This window comes from Mycoplasma sp. 613B, assembly GCF_054343485.1.
Genome location: NZ_JBTGVH010000003.1, coordinates 52,479 through 70,648 on the forward strand (window position 1 = coordinate 52,479; position 18,170 = coordinate 70,648).

The 18,170-nt window shown below is 24.2% G+C and carries 10 protein-coding genes; 7 read left to right on the forward strand and 3 right to left on the reverse strand.

The window, feature by feature from the left end:
- The first annotated feature begins 151 nt into the window (after nucleotides 1-151).
- The 7 genes from ACXX87_RS00850 to ACXX87_RS00880 all read left to right on the forward strand — a co-directional run bounded on the left by ACXX87_RS00850 (nucleotide 152) and on the right by ACXX87_RS00880 (nucleotide 6,178).
- Complete coding sequence (locus tag ACXX87_RS00850) at nucleotides 152-1,141, forward strand: DHH family phosphoesterase (RefSeq protein WP_458573096.1); 990 nt, start codon at nucleotides 152-154, stop codon at nucleotides 1,139-1,141.
- Entirely contained in the window at nucleotides 1,128-2,099 is a 972-nt protein-coding gene (locus ACXX87_RS00855; RefSeq protein WP_458573097.1) for a DHH family phosphoesterase, read from the forward strand. The genes ACXX87_RS00850 and ACXX87_RS00855 overlap by 14 nt, the downstream gene beginning before the upstream one ends.
- A 45-nt stretch (nucleotides 2,100-2,144) precedes the next feature.
- Complete coding sequence (locus ACXX87_RS00860) at nucleotides 2,145-2,549, forward strand: hypothetical protein (RefSeq protein WP_458573098.1); 405 nt, start codon at nucleotides 2,145-2,147, stop codon at nucleotides 2,547-2,549.
- Between the two features lies 1 nt (nucleotide 2,550).
- The gene (locus tag ACXX87_RS00865) at nucleotides 2,551-3,162 is read left to right on the forward strand and encodes a 3'-5' exonuclease (protein ID WP_458573102.1); all 612 of its coding nucleotides are present in this window, start codon (nucleotides 2,551-2,553) and stop codon (nucleotides 3,160-3,162) included.
- 254 nt (nucleotides 3,163-3,416) lie between these two features.
- Nucleotides 3,417-4,796 carry an FAD-dependent oxidoreductase gene (locus ACXX87_RS00870; protein WP_458560588.1) on the forward strand — a complete coding sequence of 460 codons (1,380 nt, stop codon included), beginning with the start codon at nucleotides 3,417-3,419 and terminating at the stop codon, nucleotides 4,794-4,796.
- 72 nt (nucleotides 4,797-4,868) lie between these two features.
- Nucleotides 4,869-5,189 (forward strand): hypothetical protein, encoded by a 321-nt coding sequence (locus tag ACXX87_RS00875; protein ID WP_436358769.1) that lies wholly within the window; start codon nucleotides 4,869-4,871, stop codon nucleotides 5,187-5,189.
- 5 nt (nucleotides 5,190-5,194) lie between these two features.
- Complete coding sequence (locus ACXX87_RS00880; protein WP_436358768.1) at nucleotides 5,195-6,178, forward strand: lipoate--protein ligase; 984 nt, start codon at nucleotides 5,195-5,197, stop codon at nucleotides 6,176-6,178.
- A gap of 44 nt (nucleotides 6,179-6,222) precedes the next feature.
- On the opposite strand, the gene ACXX87_RS00885 is transcribed toward ACXX87_RS00880, so the two are convergent.
- The 3 genes from ACXX87_RS00885 to ACXX87_RS00895 form a co-directional block, all read right to left on the reverse strand.
- On the reverse strand, nucleotides 6,223-12,201 hold the full coding sequence (locus ACXX87_RS00885) for a beta-N-acetylglucosaminidase domain-containing protein (protein WP_458573099.1): 5,979 nt from the start codon (nucleotides 12,199-12,201) through the stop codon (nucleotides 6,223-6,225).
- A gap of 1 nt (nucleotide 12,202) precedes the next feature.
- A complete protein-coding gene (locus ACXX87_RS00890) occupies nucleotides 12,203-17,428 on the reverse strand; it encodes an MGA_1079 family surface serine endopeptidase (RefSeq protein ID WP_458573100.1) in 5,226 nt (1,741 codons plus the stop codon).
- Nucleotides 17,429-17,595: 167 nt separating this feature from the next.
- Nucleotides 17,596-18,170, reverse strand: a 575-nt coding sequence (locus ACXX87_RS00895) for a transposase (protein ID WP_458573101.1), incomplete at its 5' end; no start/stop codon positions are given.

The following is an 18,170-nucleotide window of genomic DNA, read 5'->3' on the forward strand; positions in this document are numbered from 1 at the left end:
TATTTTTTTTAATTTTAATTTTTGACTTTTGCTTTTGCTTGATATTAATAGAATTTTAATTTTTGGCATTTTTTTAATAATTTAAGCAACTCAAAAAGATAAAATTATAATTATTTTTCAAAAAACAAATTATTAAAATATAATTAGAATTATGAAAAAAGGAACATATAAAATAATAAAAGAAGCGATAGAAAAATTTGATAACATTTTTATTTTTCATCACATAAGACCAGATGGTGACTGCCTTGGTTCTCAATTTGGTCTTGGACAATTAATCAAAGATAATTATCCAAACAAAAAAATTTTTTATATTGGTGATTCAACTGGAATATTAAATTTTCTAGAATTTAATCACTTTGATGAAACTAAATTAAATGAGAAAGACTTTGAAAATTCACTAGGAATTGTAGTAGATGCTTCTAGTTCTGATCGTTTAGAAAAAAAAGAAATAATTTTAAGTAATAAAATTACAAAAATGGCAAGAATTGATCATCATCCAAATGGAGCAGATATAAACTACAGTTATAATTGAATTGATTCAAGTTATTCAGCTGCTGCTGAAATGGTTGCTTATTTAGCTAAAATGGCTAAATGAAACATTTCTTTAAAAGCTGCTCAATATATTTACACTGGAATTTATACTGATTCAGGCAGATTTTTTTATAGTAATACAAGTAAAAGAACTTTTAATGTAGTCGAGCATTTAATAAAAAAATCTAATTTAGATATTCACTTTATTCACAAAGCACTTTCAGGTAAAACCATGAAAGAGATTAAATTCCAAGGAAAAGTGCTCTCTAATTTTAAAAATCAAGATAAAGTGATTTGATTCCATGTTACTAAAAAATTACAAGATGAACTTAATTTAAGTTATGAAGAAGCAAACCAAGTAAATATTCTCTCTAATATTGAAGATAATAGAATTTGAATTTTCTTTATCGATCAAGCTGATAAAACAATAAGAGTAAGACTAAGATCTAATGGTCCAAAAGTAAATATAATTGCAAGAGAATATAATGGTGGTGGTCACGATAATGCTTCTGGTGCAATGATTAAAAATAAATCCAAAATCCAAGAAATAGTTAATAAAGCAATTAATCTTGTTAAAGAATTTGAAAAGGAAGAAAATGAAAATAGGTAGTATTCAAGAAATAACTAAACAAATAGAAGCACACGATTCTATTGTAATATTTCATCACATAAGACCAGATGGAGATTGTCTTGGTTCACAATTTGGTTTAAAAACATTAATAGAAGAAAATTTTCCAAATAAAAAAGTTTTTGCAGTTGGTGATTCTAAAAATACTTTAAATTTTTTAGAATTTAATTTCACTAACGATTTAAGTGAAGAAATTTTAAGAGAGTCTTTAGCAATAATTGTTGATGCAAATTTTAAAGAAAGAATTGAAAAAATAGAGTTATTAGACAAAAATATTTTTAAAAGTGTAATTAGAATTGATCATCATCCAAACGAAGATGATTTAAATACAACAACTAGATGAGTTGATTCTTCTTATATCGCTGCAGCTGAAATGGTTGCTGACTTAGCTTTTAGCAGTAATTGAAAGGTTTCAACAAAAGCAGCAAAATACATGTATACAGGAATTTACACAGATTCTGGACGTTTTTTATTCTCCAATACAACACCAAGAACCTTATCTCTAGCTGCTAAACTTTGAGAAACAGGCTTAAATATTGATGAACTTCATACAAACCTAACAAAAAACAGTGAAAGCGATTTACGTTTTCAATCATTTATTTTTAGCACTTTTAAAACATTTAAAAATGTTATTTACTATTCAATAACTCTTGAAGAACAAAAACAATACAACAAAACTCCTGCTGAAGCAACTAGACCAAATACTTTAGCTAATATAGATAATTACAGAATTTGACTTTCTTTTACAGAAGAAGAAACAAATAAATGAAGAGTAGAATTTAGATCTAATGGTCCAATTGTAAGAAATGTTGCAGTAAAATGAAATGGTGGAGGTCATGAAAGAGCTTCAGGTGCTATTATAAATGATGCAAAAGACATAATAAAAATAGTTGAAGATTGTCAGCAAGAATATGAAAGATGAATTAAATTAAATAACTAAAGTTTTTATTAATTAATAATTACTTTAAGATAGGAGAATAATTTTATGAGTAAGTATGATGAATTTATTAGATCATTAATAGATCAAAAGGAAAAGTTAGAAGACAATAGAACTTTTACAATTAAATTTCCAATAAGTTTACATGAGTTTTATCTAAATATGTTAGTAAATGATGACATTAATGGATATAGTATAAATTCTAAAATTGCTAAATGTTTAAAAATTTATATGCTAAAAGATCATTATGGTAAATATAATTCAACTAAATTAAAAAATTTATCAACTAAAATAATAAGAATTGATAAACCTATTATTGATTATAGTAAAAAACGAGAATTTATAAAACAATGAATAATTGAACAAAAGATTTATTTATCTTTACATAAAAATTTTACTATAAATGAATTTGAAGAACTTATGAGACAAGGAGAAATTTTAGTTAGTGAATAATATGATAAAAAGTTTAGAAGAATTTGATAATAAAATAGATAAACATAATGAAAACAATTTTATGAAAAATTCTTTTGTTATTTTTGATTTAGAAACTTGTGATAATAATAAATCTATTATTGAAATTGGTGCTATCAAAATAAACAATGGAAAAATAGTTGAACAGTTTAACGAATTAGTAAAACCAAAGAATTTTGAAGAAAATAAATGAGAACGTTTTAACAATATCCCTACCAAGTTAGTTAAAGAAAAAGGTAGAGATACAAGAGAAGTTTTAGAAGAATTTAATGCTTTTATAGGTGATTTAGATTTATATGCACATAATGGAGAAAATTTTGATTTTGTTGCACTAAAAAGAGCTTATAACGAAGTAGAACTACCTTTTCCAATTAATAATTTTATTGACACTAAAGAGTTTTTTCAAAACAGAAGTTTTTATTTATGACAGAGCGAAAAATGAAGTTTACAATTTCTTTCTTCAATGCTTGGAGTAGATTATTCAAAAGCACATCGAAGTGTTGAAGATTGTAAAATTTTATATGAAATATATTTAAGAATACAAGATAAAAAATATATTTTAAACTCTTTTAAAAAAGGAACAACACCACTATAATAACAAAGAAAATAAGACAAAAGAATATAACACAAAAATAATTAGTGAAGCAGAATTTTTATTAATAATTAAAGAAAAATTAGAAAAAAGTAAGTAATTAAAGTCTTAGCAGACTTTTTTTATTTTTCCAAAAAGTTGATTTTTATAACAAATTTACCCCTATTTTCAATTTGTTCCACAAAAAATGAATTTTTATAAACATTTAGTATAAAAATATTATAATTATAATGTTAATTAAAAAACGGAGGACATTAATGAAAATTATATCAATAGGAGCAAATCACGCAGGAACTTCATTTTTAAGAACAATGAAAAAAGTTGCTCCAAACGCTAAATTAGTAGCATACGACAGAAATACCGATATTTCCTTTTTAGGTTGTGGTATTGCTTTATGAGTTGGAGGAGAATTCCAAAACCCAGATGGTTTATTTTATTCAAGCGTTGAAGAATTAAAAGGACTTGGAATCGATGTTAAAATCGCTCATGAAGTTATCGAAGTAAACAGAAAAGAAAAATATGTAGTTGTTAAAGACTTAAGTACAGGAAAAACTTTTAAAGACACATATGACAAATTAGTATATGCTGGTGGTACATGACCAATTATTCCACCATTTGAAAACATTAACTTAGAAAACATTTTAGTTTCAAAAATCTTTGCACATGCTAAAGAAATTAAAGCAAAAGCAGAAGACAAAAATGTTAGAAATGTAGTTGTTATTGGTGCTGGATACATTGGAATCGAATTAGTTGAAGCATTCCACAAATACGGAAAAAATGTAACACTAATCGATATGCAAGACAGAATTATTCCTAACTACTTTGATGAAGAATTTACTAAAAAAGTTGAATTCTCAATGGAACACCACGGAATTAAAATGCAACTTGGTGAAAAAGTTCAAAAATTTGAAACAAAAGATGGTAAAAAAGTATCAGCTGTTGTTACAGACAAAGGAACATATGAAGCTGATTTAGTAATTTTAGCTATCGGATTTAGACCAAATACAGAATTAATTCAAGGTGTTGAAAAAACAGCTAACGGTGCTATAAAAGTAGATAAATTCCAAAGATCATTAAGTGATGAAAACTTATATGCAATCGGTGACTCTGCTTCAATGATTAATAGTGCTACAAAAGAATATGCACATATTGCTCTTGCTACAAACGCAGTTAAAACAGGAATCGTTGCAGCATTCCACTTAGCAGGAAACGAAGGAATTCCTTTCCCAGGATACTCAGGAACAAATGCAATTAATGTATTTAATTTCAACTATGCATCAACAGGTTTAACAGAAGTTGTTGCTGCTAAAACAGAAGGAATTAAAGAAAACTTTGCAGTTGAATACTTTGAAGACAATGACAGACCAGAATTTATGAAACACCACTTTAAAGTTTGATTTAAAATTACATATGACAAAAAAACTTTAAGACTATTAGGGGCACAAATCGGTTCTGAAGGTAGAGCAGCAAATCACACTGAAGTAATTTACATGTTATCTCTTGCAATTCAACAAGGATTAACATTACCACAAATCGCTTTAATGGATTTCTACTTCTTACCACACTTCAACAAACCATTTAACTTTGTAATTCAAACAATTTTAAATGCATTAAACTTAAATTACAGCAAAAAATAATTAATTTTTAATTTTTTCCCGATTTTTTCGGGTTTTTTTATTTTCCAATTTTAAAATTGTTATAATTAAAAAATGGAAACAATTTTTCAAATTAAAACAAGTAAAGAGTTAGATTTATCTTTTGACTTTCAAATTTTAAATCATGAAAATAGAATATTAGATATCAAAGTAAATGGTCTTTTAAGAGATATTCAATATAATGATAATTTTTTTGATTGATTTATTGAAGATTTATTATTCCTATTAGATAATAATAGATATCAAAAAAGATGAGATTATGGACAAATAAACATTTTAGGTATTAAAAATTTAAATCTTAATGAAAAAGATTATCATTCTTTTATAAAACTTTTCAAAAGTGTTACAAACTTTGATTTAGTAGTTAAGGAGTAAAATATATGAAAATTTATATTAGTAAAAATTATTCACCTTTTTATAATTTAGTTCTTGAAGAAATAATGACAAAAGATGAATCAAACACAGAAGACATTATCTTTTTATATCAACACGAAAATGCTGTTATTATAGGTAGAAATCAAAACGCATATAAAGAAGTAAAGTTTGATGTTTTAGAAAAAGAAAACATTGAACTTTATAGAAGACTTTCTGGTGGTGGTGCTGTTTATCATGATTTAGGAAATTTAAATTTCTCTTTTATCACAACAAACAAAACAGAAAGAAGTTACACTAAATTTTTAGAACCTGTTTTAGAGTTTCTACATACTTTAAATTTAAATGCTGAATTTAAAGGAAGAAATGATCTTGTAGTAAATGGTTTTAAATTTTCAGGAAATGCACAATTTATTTATAAAAATAAAATCGTTCATCACGGAACTATGCTTTTTGATGCCAACTTAAGCAAACTTTCAAATGTATTAAATCCAAGCAAACTCAAAATGGAATCAAAGGGAATTAACAGTGCTAAACAACGTGTAACAAACTTATTAGAACAATTAGAAAATAAAATTTCTATTAATGAATTTATAGATAAATTCGCTTTATTTTTAAAAGAAAAATATAACGGAACAATAGAAGAAATTCCTTCTAAATATTTAGAACAAATGGAAAGTATAAAATCAATTCGTTCTTCTAATGATTGAGTGCTTGGAAAAAATCCTGAATTTTCTTTTTTTAGTGAAAAGAAAACCGAAGGAGGAATTTTACAAATAAGTGCAAACATAAAGGAAAATAAGATAAATTCAATCAAATTTGAAGGAGATTTTCTTGCCAAAGTTGGAATAGAAGAAGTTGAATCTAAATTAATAAATCAATCTTTTGAAAAAGAAACAATTATTAAGATTTTAAATTCTATTAGTAATCTTGAAGAATATTTTGGAAACATCTCAGTCAAAGAAATTATAGAAGTCTTATTTGGTACTTAATCTACATATAAAGAAAAACACAGAAATAAATCTGTGTTTTCATTTTATCTTTTGCTTTTCTTTTTCTTTAAAATCAGTAATATTGCTAAAATAATTAAACCAATTACAGAAATAGATGATATTATTGGAACTCCTATTTTTAAAAAAGGATTAGTTTTGTTTTCTTCTTTAATTTCATCATTAATTTTTAATTGAAGTTCTTTTAATTCTTGTTCTGATTTAGCTTCTTCTTTTTGATTTGAAAATTCTTGTTGTTTAATTGGATTTTTTAATTTAGAAATTAAATCTTCTGTTTTGTTGATTTCTTCTAATATATTTTGTTTTTTATCTTCAAGTTCTTTAACAAAAGAAAGAAGATTATCTTCATTTTTATCTAATGTTTTTAGTTTATCTTTATAAAAAGCAATTTCATTTATTAGTTTTAAATCATTAATTTTTTTATTAATAGATATAAAATCAAATTGTGATTTCAACTTTGTTAAATCTGCTTTTATGCCCGAAATTTCTTTATATTCTAAAGTTTTATTAGAAATTTTTTCATCAGTACTATTAATTATGTTATTAATGTTGTTAAAAACTTCTTCGCTATAAATAGGCTGATATTTTACATTAAAAATTAATTCGCTTTTTAATAATTTTAATTCTTTTGCTTTTTCTAAACTGAAAGAGTCAAATAAGTTTTTTAAGAAATTTAAATTAGTTTCTTTATCTCTTAAATTTATATTATCGCTCATTATAATTTCATCTTTTTTATTAAATTCACTTTGTAATTCTTTAGATAATTCTTCTCATTTAACTCATTCATTAGTTAAAATATTTTCAAAATTAGGTCTAATTTCATTTATGTATTTTTCATTAAATTCACCTAATTTGTTATATTCTAATTTATTGTAATTATCAATAAAATTTAAGTTTAGTTCTTTATATTTTTCTTCATCATTTAAATTAATAGTTAATTGATGTTTAATTGCTTCACTAGAAGTAGCTAATCTATCAACACTTTCTGTTGTGTAAACACTTTTGTAAAGAAAATAGAATTTTCTTACATTTATTCTCGCTTCTTCTAGTTGATAAATAGAAGCTTCTAAATCAATTTTTGCTTCATTATATAAAGAAACTAACTGTTCTAAAGTTTCTTGAGTGATATCTTGGTTTTCACTTATGATTTTATTTATATAAGAATAAATTCTATTGTATTCTTGATATGAAAGTGATGTATACTGATGATTACTATTATCAATTTTTTCTGAAATTAAATTAGATAATTGACTTAAATCTGCTTTTAATCTCGCGCTTGCTATAACACTGTTTATTTCTGCAACAATGCTATCAATGGTGCTTTGATTTATGTTTGCTGAATCTTTAGTTAATTGCCCTTTTGCAATAACTTTGTCGTACAATTCTTTATCTTCTTGAATTCAATTATTGTAGTTATTGTTTTTTTGCAATACTAAATTATCTAGTTCTATTTTATTTGTTTCTGAATTAGTGTGTGCATTATCTAAAAAGGTAATTTCCGCTATTTTTGGTTTTTTATTAGTTCACTTAATTGATAAAGAAATTATTTTATTTTGATCATCTATTGGCAGGTTAAAACCTGAGTTTAAAGCAACTAAATGTCCTAATACAACTTCTTTTGTTTGATGAGTCTCTTCACTATAAATAGTTGCAGACACTTCTGCTAAACTTGGTTCTTGTACACTAACAATGTTTAAATATTTGTTGTTATATTCATTTTTAGCAAATGAATATTTTAAAGTACCATTTTCATTTTTAGGTTCATAGTATGTTCTTAATTTTTCATCAATAAGATTTAATACAGAAGTTTCTGGATTTTTAGATTCAATATTAGTTCCGCTAAAACCTGCAATGTTATTATTTGTTTGATCGTTACCATCATTAATTAAAATTTCATTTATAAATAAACCTCTATTGTTAGGATAATTGTGATTAATGAAAATTTTTAAATATCTTGCTTTTTTATTTTCTAAATCACTAATTCCTCAATATCTATAATTTGGATATTTAGAGTCATAGAAACCAAAATTTGTATCAAAAAGTTTTTTGTAACTAAATTTTGAACCATAATCATCAACAGTATAAACAGTTTCTCAATTCGTGTTATCTTGTGATATTTGAATATCTGCACTTCTTAGTCAATTTATATTATTAATATCTGAAAAGATTTTAATTGAATTAATGTTCATTAGTGAACCTAAATCATAAGTTAAAAAGTCTCTAGGTCTTAAACTTTTACTTATTTTAGAAACTGTTGTAAAATCTCCATCAAAAGCAAAATTTTCTTTAAAATTATCGTTTTCTAAAGGTGTAATATTTGTATCTATTAATTTACCAAAAACTGTTTGTTTTTCTGTTTGTATAAACATCTTATTAAAAGTAATATCTAAAGCATTTACTGATTGATTTCTAAAAATAATATATCTTGCCTGAGTTGGCGAACTTGCAATTGAATCAACATTTAAATCATATCAATTAACTCCATCAATTGAACGGAAAATACTGATGTTTTCAGTTTTTTCTCAATCTAAATCAATACCATTTATAGTTTTAGTTTCTTTTAAATCAATACCAATAAATTCACCAGAATTCATATGATATTGATTTTTAGAATTTTCTTTATCTATACTAAACAATTTATAAAGATTATCAACATGAGAAGTGGTTAAATTTTCTTTATTTGCAATATTAGATAATAAAAATTCATTAGTGTTAATTCCATCGAATTTAAAATTCACACTTTTTACTTCTCAATAACTTGTAGTATCTTGATTAGAAAGAATTTTAATTCCAGTGAAAACTCCGCTGTTTTCAGGTAATTTAATTGTGGTTCAATCATCATTTAACTTAACATCGCTTAAAAGTTCAAATGTTTCGTCATTAACTAATTTTAAAATTTTTACAGAAGGTATTTTATGTTTATTAGATTGTAAAATACTGATTTCACGAATAGCTCTTGGGTATTTGAAATCTACTTTAAATCCAACATTATTTTTTACAAAACTATTATCACTTGATGCTATAACAGTTGATGTGTAATCTGTATTATCAACTACATAATTTATAGAATTATTATATTCTGAGGCCCTAATTTCTTCTCTACCAAGAATTCTTGCATTATCCAAACTTGCTGTATATTCTTGTTTTTTCTCATAATCATCATAACCAACTCTTAGTCCTGCTATTCTTCATCAAGAACTATTAACCGTTGCATTATTATAAAATCTAAATTTATCTGTAAAAGCATAACCATGAACAACATGATTAAATTGATTTCCTAAATTATTTTTAGAACCAAATAATTTTCAACTAGAACTTGTGTAATCATAATATTCAATTTTAAAATTATTAAGTCTATCTCTTCCGTTTTCTTGACCTTGATCTAATTCTATTCTTGTAATTAGTCTTTTAGATGGAAATTTAAAGGCTACAATTTTATCTTGTGAAATTTTAGAACTACCAGGACCTGTTGCACTATCTGAGAAAGTTCATTGCGTAGCGTAATTATTATCTTTTACTGATTCAATACTTCCAGCACGTACTGCAATTCCTGCTGTTGAATCTTCCATATTTGCCTGTAAATCGGTGTAATTTAATTTATTTGTAGCAATTTCATTTTGATTAATTAAAAAATTAGTAATTCTTAATCAAGCTGCTTCTGGATTGCTTCTATTTGCAATCAATCTTACACCAGTTACATTTTTTATATTTAAATTATTTACAGTTATTGGTCGAATATTATCATGAAATCTTTCATAGATTTCTCCGTTTAAATCCTTTCAAACCTCATCATTTTGCTTATATTGAATACGTGAATAGAAAAAATGATCTCTTCCACCACCCATTTTTATATAAATAGAATTTAATTTTATTGGTTCTGAAAATTCAACACCAAAATAGTCATCTTTAACTATGGCATCTGGATTTGTAAATAATTTTTCTTCCCTATTATTAGCAAGGAAAATATTTCCTTTATCACTTTCTGGTGTATCTCTTCTATTGCTAATAAAGGTTAAATTAACTTTATTAATATCTACTTCTGAAAAATTTAATTTTTTAGTTTGTTCTTCTTCTAAAAAACCAATAACCTGTTCTATAAAAGGTTGAATATATTTTGTTCCTACTTCTGGTTTAACAAGAAAATTCTGAAAATCAATTGAATGATTTTCTTTTGAATTATTAACATTAAATTTTCCTAAGTATAAATTATCACCCAATTCTCCTACTTGATTATTTTGAAGATTATTTAAAGCATCTAGTAAGTAAATAACTCCTTGAGTTAAATCGTAAAAAGAATCAATTCAAGGGGAAAATTCCTTTACAAAAGAATTTTTAAAATAATAATTTTTAAGTTTTAATAACTTATTTTTTAATTCTATAAAGTCAGTTTTAAGCGAGTTAACTTGATCAATAGTATATGTTTTAGAATTAAGTATGCTTTGTAAATTTAATATTTTATCTTTAATGTTTAGTGATTCATCAATTTCATTTGGAACTGGAATGTTTTGATATAAAGAATGAGAACTAAAATTCTTAAATACCTCGATTAATTCTTTATATTCAATCTCACTACCAATTAAATTTTTGAATGATTCATTATATAATCTTTCTCTTTCTTCGTCTGATTTAATGTTATTTCACAAATAAGAGCTTAAAACATAAAGTGGTATTTGTGAATGTTCAAAAAATAAAGAAGGATTAAGAAGGACTCCATCAATTTTAGTTTCATCAAAGTTGATATCTAAATTCTCTTTAACACCACCTAAAATTAAGTTATTTTGCTTGTTTGACAAATTAATTCAATTGCTTCATAAATTAACTTTATTTCTTCCTGTAACTTCAATAAAATCACTTAAAAACTGATTGTTAACTTTATTAAAAGTTTTCCCTGGGTTAGTAATGATTTCGAAAGTGTTTGGAATAGTGTTGATAAATTCTTTTAATTTATTAACACTTTCTGCTTGATTTTTATCAAAATTATTTATAATTTCAAAATTATTTAAAGCAATAAAGATTTCTTTGTTTTTTGCTGGTAAATTATCAAATCATTCTTTAAATTTAGTAAAAAACTTTTCTTGAATAGATAAATTAATATCACTATTTTCGTTGAATATGAATCCAAATTTAGAAATTTTTAAATTTATTAAATCTAAAACTTTTTGTTTAAAATTCTCTAAATCACTATCAAAAGACTCAACCCTAACTTTGTTTGTCTGAAAAATATTAAACATAAAAACAGGTTCAATATTATTTTCTAAACTTTTGTTTATAAAAGGAACAAGAAAGTCTTCTTTTTCTTTGTTAGAATATTTTAATTTTCAATCTGCGTTTGTTTTTTTATCAAATCAGTTTCAATAAAAATATTTATTTAATTTTTGTTTTTTAGCATAATCAAGATATTTAAATCTTTGCTCGTTGCTTCAATTTGTGTTTTGTGAACCTTCAATAATTCCTCTATTTTTTGTTAAAGAAAAGTCCTTAATAATAAATTCTTCTATTGTTCTGTTTTTAAGTTGATTAAAAATTTGTTTAAATGTTTCTGATGCATAAAATTCGGAATTTTCCTTTAATCCAAAAGCACCAATTACATTATTTTTGCTGGTTAAAATGTAAGAATCATTTTTTTGAACAATATCATTACTTCGATTTATTTCAGAAAGTAATAAATTATCCACTGTTGTATCATTATTCAGTTTATTTCCAATAAGAATATTGGTTTTACTTTCTATAATTTTCTTTTGAGAAGTAAAACTATAATTTTTGGCAGATAATATGTTTTTAATGTTATTTACTGTATTTTCAGAAATTCCATCTTCTATAACTAAATTGATTTCGGAACTCAAAACATAATTTTTATCCAAATAATTAATGTTTTTTACATAAGGATTTATATTGTAGTTTTCGTGATTTTGCGAAACACTATTTTCAAAAGAAACTGATACAAAAAATGCAGGAGATAAGGTAATTAAAGGTATAAATTTCTTTATTTGTTTATTTTTTTTCATACTATTTCTCCTTTATTTCTTTCATAAATCATGGTAAGTCGTATTTATTTGGATTTACTGCATTTGCCCTTATTATTTGTGAAGCAAAAGAGTGTTTATTTTTAAGTTCAAAAGGGTGCTCTCCTTTTCAGTTAACACCAAAATAGTTATAATCTTGCCCATCATAGTTTCAACTTATAGAATATTGAAAACCAACTCCCGAATTTCATAATGATGCTAATGAATTATCGCCTATGAATCTCCCTGTTCCTGAAGCTCCCGCCCCAGAATAAAAAGGTGCATAATTAGTTTCATTTGCTATTATAAACCCTCATTTTCAACCACTTCCATAATTGCTTATTGGTCTATGATCAAGAATGGCAGTTTGATTTCCGCGTGGATAACCAATAGAAACAATGTCTTTTACTGTTGGTGAATTCATATCATTATATCTTCAAGTATAATCAATATTTGAATTACTTAATTTAAATCAGTTTTCTAAATAAAGTGCTAAATCAAATTTCCCTTCTTCTCTTGCTTTTGCAATTCCTGGATTAATATCAATAATTATTATTGATGAATCCAGTCTTTCTGGAGTTTTTCCTGTATTTTTTAAAGGATCTCCATTTAAATTGTATTGTTGAATCCCTATTCAAATAGTGGTTGATTCATTTCCCGATGTACTTGTATAATCTGTTCAACCATATCTACCTCTTGAAGCATAAGTTCTTGCTTGTAAAAAAGGTGCTGATATTGTTTTATCACTTGATTTAAAGAATAAATTATCGCCAGATATAAGGGAAAAATCGTGTATACTAGAAGATTCAGCATGGTGATTAGTCATTACATAAAATCTACCATCATTTGGATCATCATTTACTTTCCCTATCATAGAAGCGGTGGCAATTGCTCCACCTGGACTATAGGCAATTGCTCTTCCTATTACATTTCTAACAGATTGACTATATTTTCCATATTCTCTAAGTCTTAAAGGTTCTAGTCTCATTTTATAACCTTCATGGAATTTAAAAGCAACATTAGAATTAGGATTATAAATGCTATGATCAAAAAGATATTCCGGTTTATTAAAGAAAATGGTTGGTTGACTAAAGGTGTTAGGTTCCACTTTAGAATAATCAAAGAGATTAGTTTCTCAACCAAAATCTTCAGTTTGTTTAGTTGAATCATATTTAACTTTTAAAGTAGCGGCTCCAGCAGCAAATAAAAAGTTATAATTACTTAACTCATGAACTACTGATTTTGCTTCTTCTCTTGGATCAATAACTATTTTGATTTCAGGATTTTTAGGTCATACACTAAATTCAATATCTTCATTTTCCATTCATCTTGCTTGGATTTTAAAAGTAAAATCAGTATTATTTTTTGTTACTATTTTTTCTATATTAATTATTTTTTGATCTTTAATTTCATCATAATCTAATTCTATATCGAAAGCAGGATTTGGGGAAATTGTAATTTCTGTATCTCCGTGATTTATTGCTCCACCATTAAAACTTAGATTTAGTTTTCTGTTAGATGTATATGAGTTTTTAAAAAGAGGGTCTAAAATCTTGTGTTGTAGAGTTCAAGAAAGAATGTTTGCTTCTTTATCTACAGATCATAGTGCATCTTTTCAATATAATTCTAATGTTCTTTCTCTATGGATTTCATTTTTAGAATTATAAATGGTTCTTAACGAATTTGTATCTCTTCTTTCATCATATGAAGGAGCTGTTCGTTTATTTGTTATTGAAGATGGTTTAAAACCAGTGATTTTGTATCAACTATTTGCATTTTTATTTCAAGGTCTTACATATTCTGGGTCTTCTACTCCAAATTTTACTAAAGAAAATCTTATATAAGCTGATGTTTCATCAATTTGTTGAATTTCGTTTATTTTTATTTCACTAACAGCTAAATCATAGTTTTTATACGAAATAAAACCATCTTGATTTTTTATAGTAATTATTTGTCTAAGTTCGTTTTTGTGACTATTAAAATAACCAACTGTATTAGTTGCCAGTCTTTCTTTATCAATTTGCAAATCATCTAAAGTTAAATTATTCAGCATAATTTCAGGATAGTGAAGTTGTTGATAATCATTTACAAAATTAACCATAGAAAATTTTTGTTTAGTAGAAAATCTTTTATTTTGATGTTCTTTTTCAATAAAACCAATTTTGAAATTTAATCCTCTTTTACCAACAAGTTCAAAATCATAATAGTAAATGAAATATTTATTTTTAATTCTACTTACATCACCACTACTAATAGAAAACGGTTGTACATCCTTTGAATAGTTTCCTGTTCCAAAAGGAATATAAGCTAAATTATCTTTGTTATCTGTTTTATTATTTGTTCCGTTTGTAATTTGAAAGAGATAACTCGCTTTATAAAACTGTTGTTGCTGCACAAAATCTTTAGCATTTATAATACTAAAATAATTTGAAGGGTTACCATTATCTTGAATTTGCCCATTAACTCTTACTTGTTGAATATTGGATTCATTTAATTGTCTTAAAATATTTAAATCATTTTGATCAATTTGGTCAAAACCATCAAAGTCTGCCTCAGTTAAATTATTTCCTGTTTTAGGTTTTATATCTTCTAAATCAAATAACCTAAAATTTATCATTTTAATTGGGTGATTATATAAATCACCTAATGCTTGTATTGGTGCTTCTTCTCCATTTATTTTATATCAAAGAATTAAATCTGCTGATCCGTTATAGTTATCAACATTATTAACATCTTTAACAAAAATTTGATATTTACCAAATTTAGGTAAGTCATAAATTTCTTCCATTGCTTTTTTAGCATCTGCTGCTAAAAACTCAGAGTGTGTATAAAATATTCCTGGTTTAAATTTTAGTAAACTTCAGAAATACTCTTTAGTTCCTTTTAGTATATTTTCAATTTGAGCAAAATCTTTAGCATCTTTTTCACTTTGAGTTGCATCTGTGTTTAAAAAATCTACAGGATTTAATGTTGGTAAAATTTTAGACTTAATTATTTGTTTATTAAATAGAACATTGAATTGGAAATATAAACGATTTTCTTTATATGTTTCAAACGAAGTGATGTCAAAACTAAAAAAGTTTTCTATCCCTTTTGTTCTTGGTTTGAAGAAAATTTTCTTATTTTCTATTAAATTAAATTCACTATAAGATAGTTTAGATAGTGCTTCATAATCGACTTCATAAAATTGATCTAAATTATTTAAAACTACTTTATTTATAAAAGGCATTACATCCTTTTGAAAAGGAATTTCCTTTTTAATAGTAGATTTTAGTTTTCTATTACTTTTCAAAAATACATCTAGTGTTAATACTAAAATGTTTTTATTGTCTTCTTTTAACTCCGAATTAACTACATCAAAATCAAAAGTTTCATCATCTCCTTCATTTATAAATACTTTATAATTATTTAAATTTATAGAAGCAGAATGTAAATAACGTTCTACATCATAACCATTTGGATCTTTAGAAAGGGAAACGGTGTTGTGTTTTTGAACTTCTGACAATAAAGAAGACTTAAGCGATGTTTCATCATTTGTAGTTGTTGTAATATTTTGTTCATTAAATTCTTTTAACTTACTATAAAAATCATTAATTTTTGTCTTAATGGCAGGTAAATCTTTTATGTCAAAATCTAAAAGTTTATATTTTTCATTATCATAAATCTTGCTAAAATCCAATGCTTCTTGTTTTAAAAAGAAAGGAAGAACAGCATATGCATTTATTTTATTTTCATCAATTGCTAAATTAGTTTTTAAAAACTCTTCTTTAACTTTGTTTAGCAGTTCAAAAAAACTATTTATTTCATTTTTAAAAGAATTAAAATCTTCTAAATTTTCTTTTGTATATGTCTCTACTTTTAAATAATTTTTAAAACTTTGACTAATTGATGAATTCTCATTCACAATATCTAAAAAAGATTTAATTTCATTTAAAAATTCACTATTTTTTGACTTAAGTTCTTTTTCAAAAGAAGAAAGTTGATCTTCTGTTATAACTTTATTTACTCCAGAAATTAAATCGGTTTTTTGTTGTTGACTTAAATGTTGATTGCTATTTATTTTTTCAATTAAGTTATTAATTTGTGAAGATAACTCATTTGAACGATTATTGTTAGAAATTATATGATTAGTTATGTCTTCTATTAAATTTATAACCGTATTTTCTATATTGGTTAATGAATTTAAAGTAGAAAAATTATTATTTTTAATGCTTTCAAAATTATTAATTTTTTCTTTAATTTCAGTGCTTAATTGATCATTATAAATTTCTTTTATTTGGCTAATTTCCTTTATTTTTCCGTTTATTTGTTGAATTTGACTCAAGAAACCATTTTCATTTTCTATAGTATTAAAAACATTTTCTATATGGTTTTTTACAAAAGTAATTAAATTAACATCAAATTCTTGATTTTTTGATAATTGCTCAATTAAATTTTTGAAATCTTCTAAATCAAACACGAAGATTTTTTCTTTTTTTTCTAACACTTGTTTAAGTTGATTATTTAAAGTAGAGAATTCATTATTAAAGTTTTCAAAAGAATAATTTTCTTTATTTAAAAATTTTAATAATTGATTATTTATGTCAATAATATCAGAATCTTTTTCGTATGTATATTTACTCAATTCTTTTTCTTTATCTTTGTTTTTGTTAAATGACTTTAAGTTGTTTAATAATTCACTTTTAAAAACAGAAGAAGAAAATGTTTTATAGTTTGTTTCTGTTTTATTTAAAATAATTTCTTTAATGTTTGCAAAAGCAGAATTAATATTATTCAAAAAAATATTACTTATCTCTTTTTGTAGGTTTTCTACATTATTTTTATGCATTTTTTTTGCAGAATCTATATATTTTTTTAATATAGTTATATAGTTATTTAAATTTGTTATTAACTCTGAAAAGTCAAAGTTTTCTGAATTTAAAAAAATTTTTAAATTCTTTAAGCCTTTGATTACAAAAATATCATTTTTTATTTCTTCTTTTTCTAAAGAGGGTTTTAAATCGGCATATAAATTTAAACTTTTAGATAAAGAATCTATAAAGTTTTTATCAGAAAACAAATTTTTATTGTTGCTAAAATTCTTATTAATTTTTTCTTTTAAATTTTTAAATTCTGGCAAGTTTAATGCTTCAATTTTAAAATCTTCTGTGGATTTATACTCATTAGAGCATGATGCTAAAAACATTATAGGAGTTGCTCCTAATATTATTGTTGGAAATCTTTTTTTCATATTTACTCCTCACAATTTATTTTGATATTATTTTCTTATATAGAATTATAGATTTATTTTTTTTTTTTTTTTGTAAAAAAGGCAAAAATAACACAAAAAAAGAAAAAACTAAAGTGGGACAATTTATTGGGACACATTTTACCAGTGATATCACTGGTAAAATTTTTTTACTTTGAAATTCAAGAATTTCAAATTTCATTTGGGGTTTTTCAATTTAAAATTGATTGTGGTCTTTCTTCATTATATCAATTTATATAATTATTAATCATTTCTTTTAAATTATTAAAAGTTAAATTTTTAATTTTAATGTGTGATAAACATTCGCTCTTTATATTAGAAAAGAAATATTCAATTTCTCTATTATCTAATGAATTACCAACTCTTGACATTGAAATTATTCCATTATTTTTTTCAATAATTTCTACAAATTTATTAGAAGAATAAACGCTTCCATGATCAGTATGCATAATTCATTTTTCATTAAAACTTAAATCTTTATTATGTTCTATAACCAAATTTAAATCATTATTTCTTGATAAATTTCAAGAAACAATCTTTTTAGTTTTGTGATGAATTGTTGCTGAAAAATATACATGATTAGAATCAAATACATCTTTAGGAGAGATTATATAAGAAACATCTGTTGCAAAAATATTGTTGTTTTTTCCTTGAAAATCTCTATTAATTATGTTTTCAAATTTTACTGAAGTATTTTTATCTTCTCTTCTTTTGGATTTTTTTC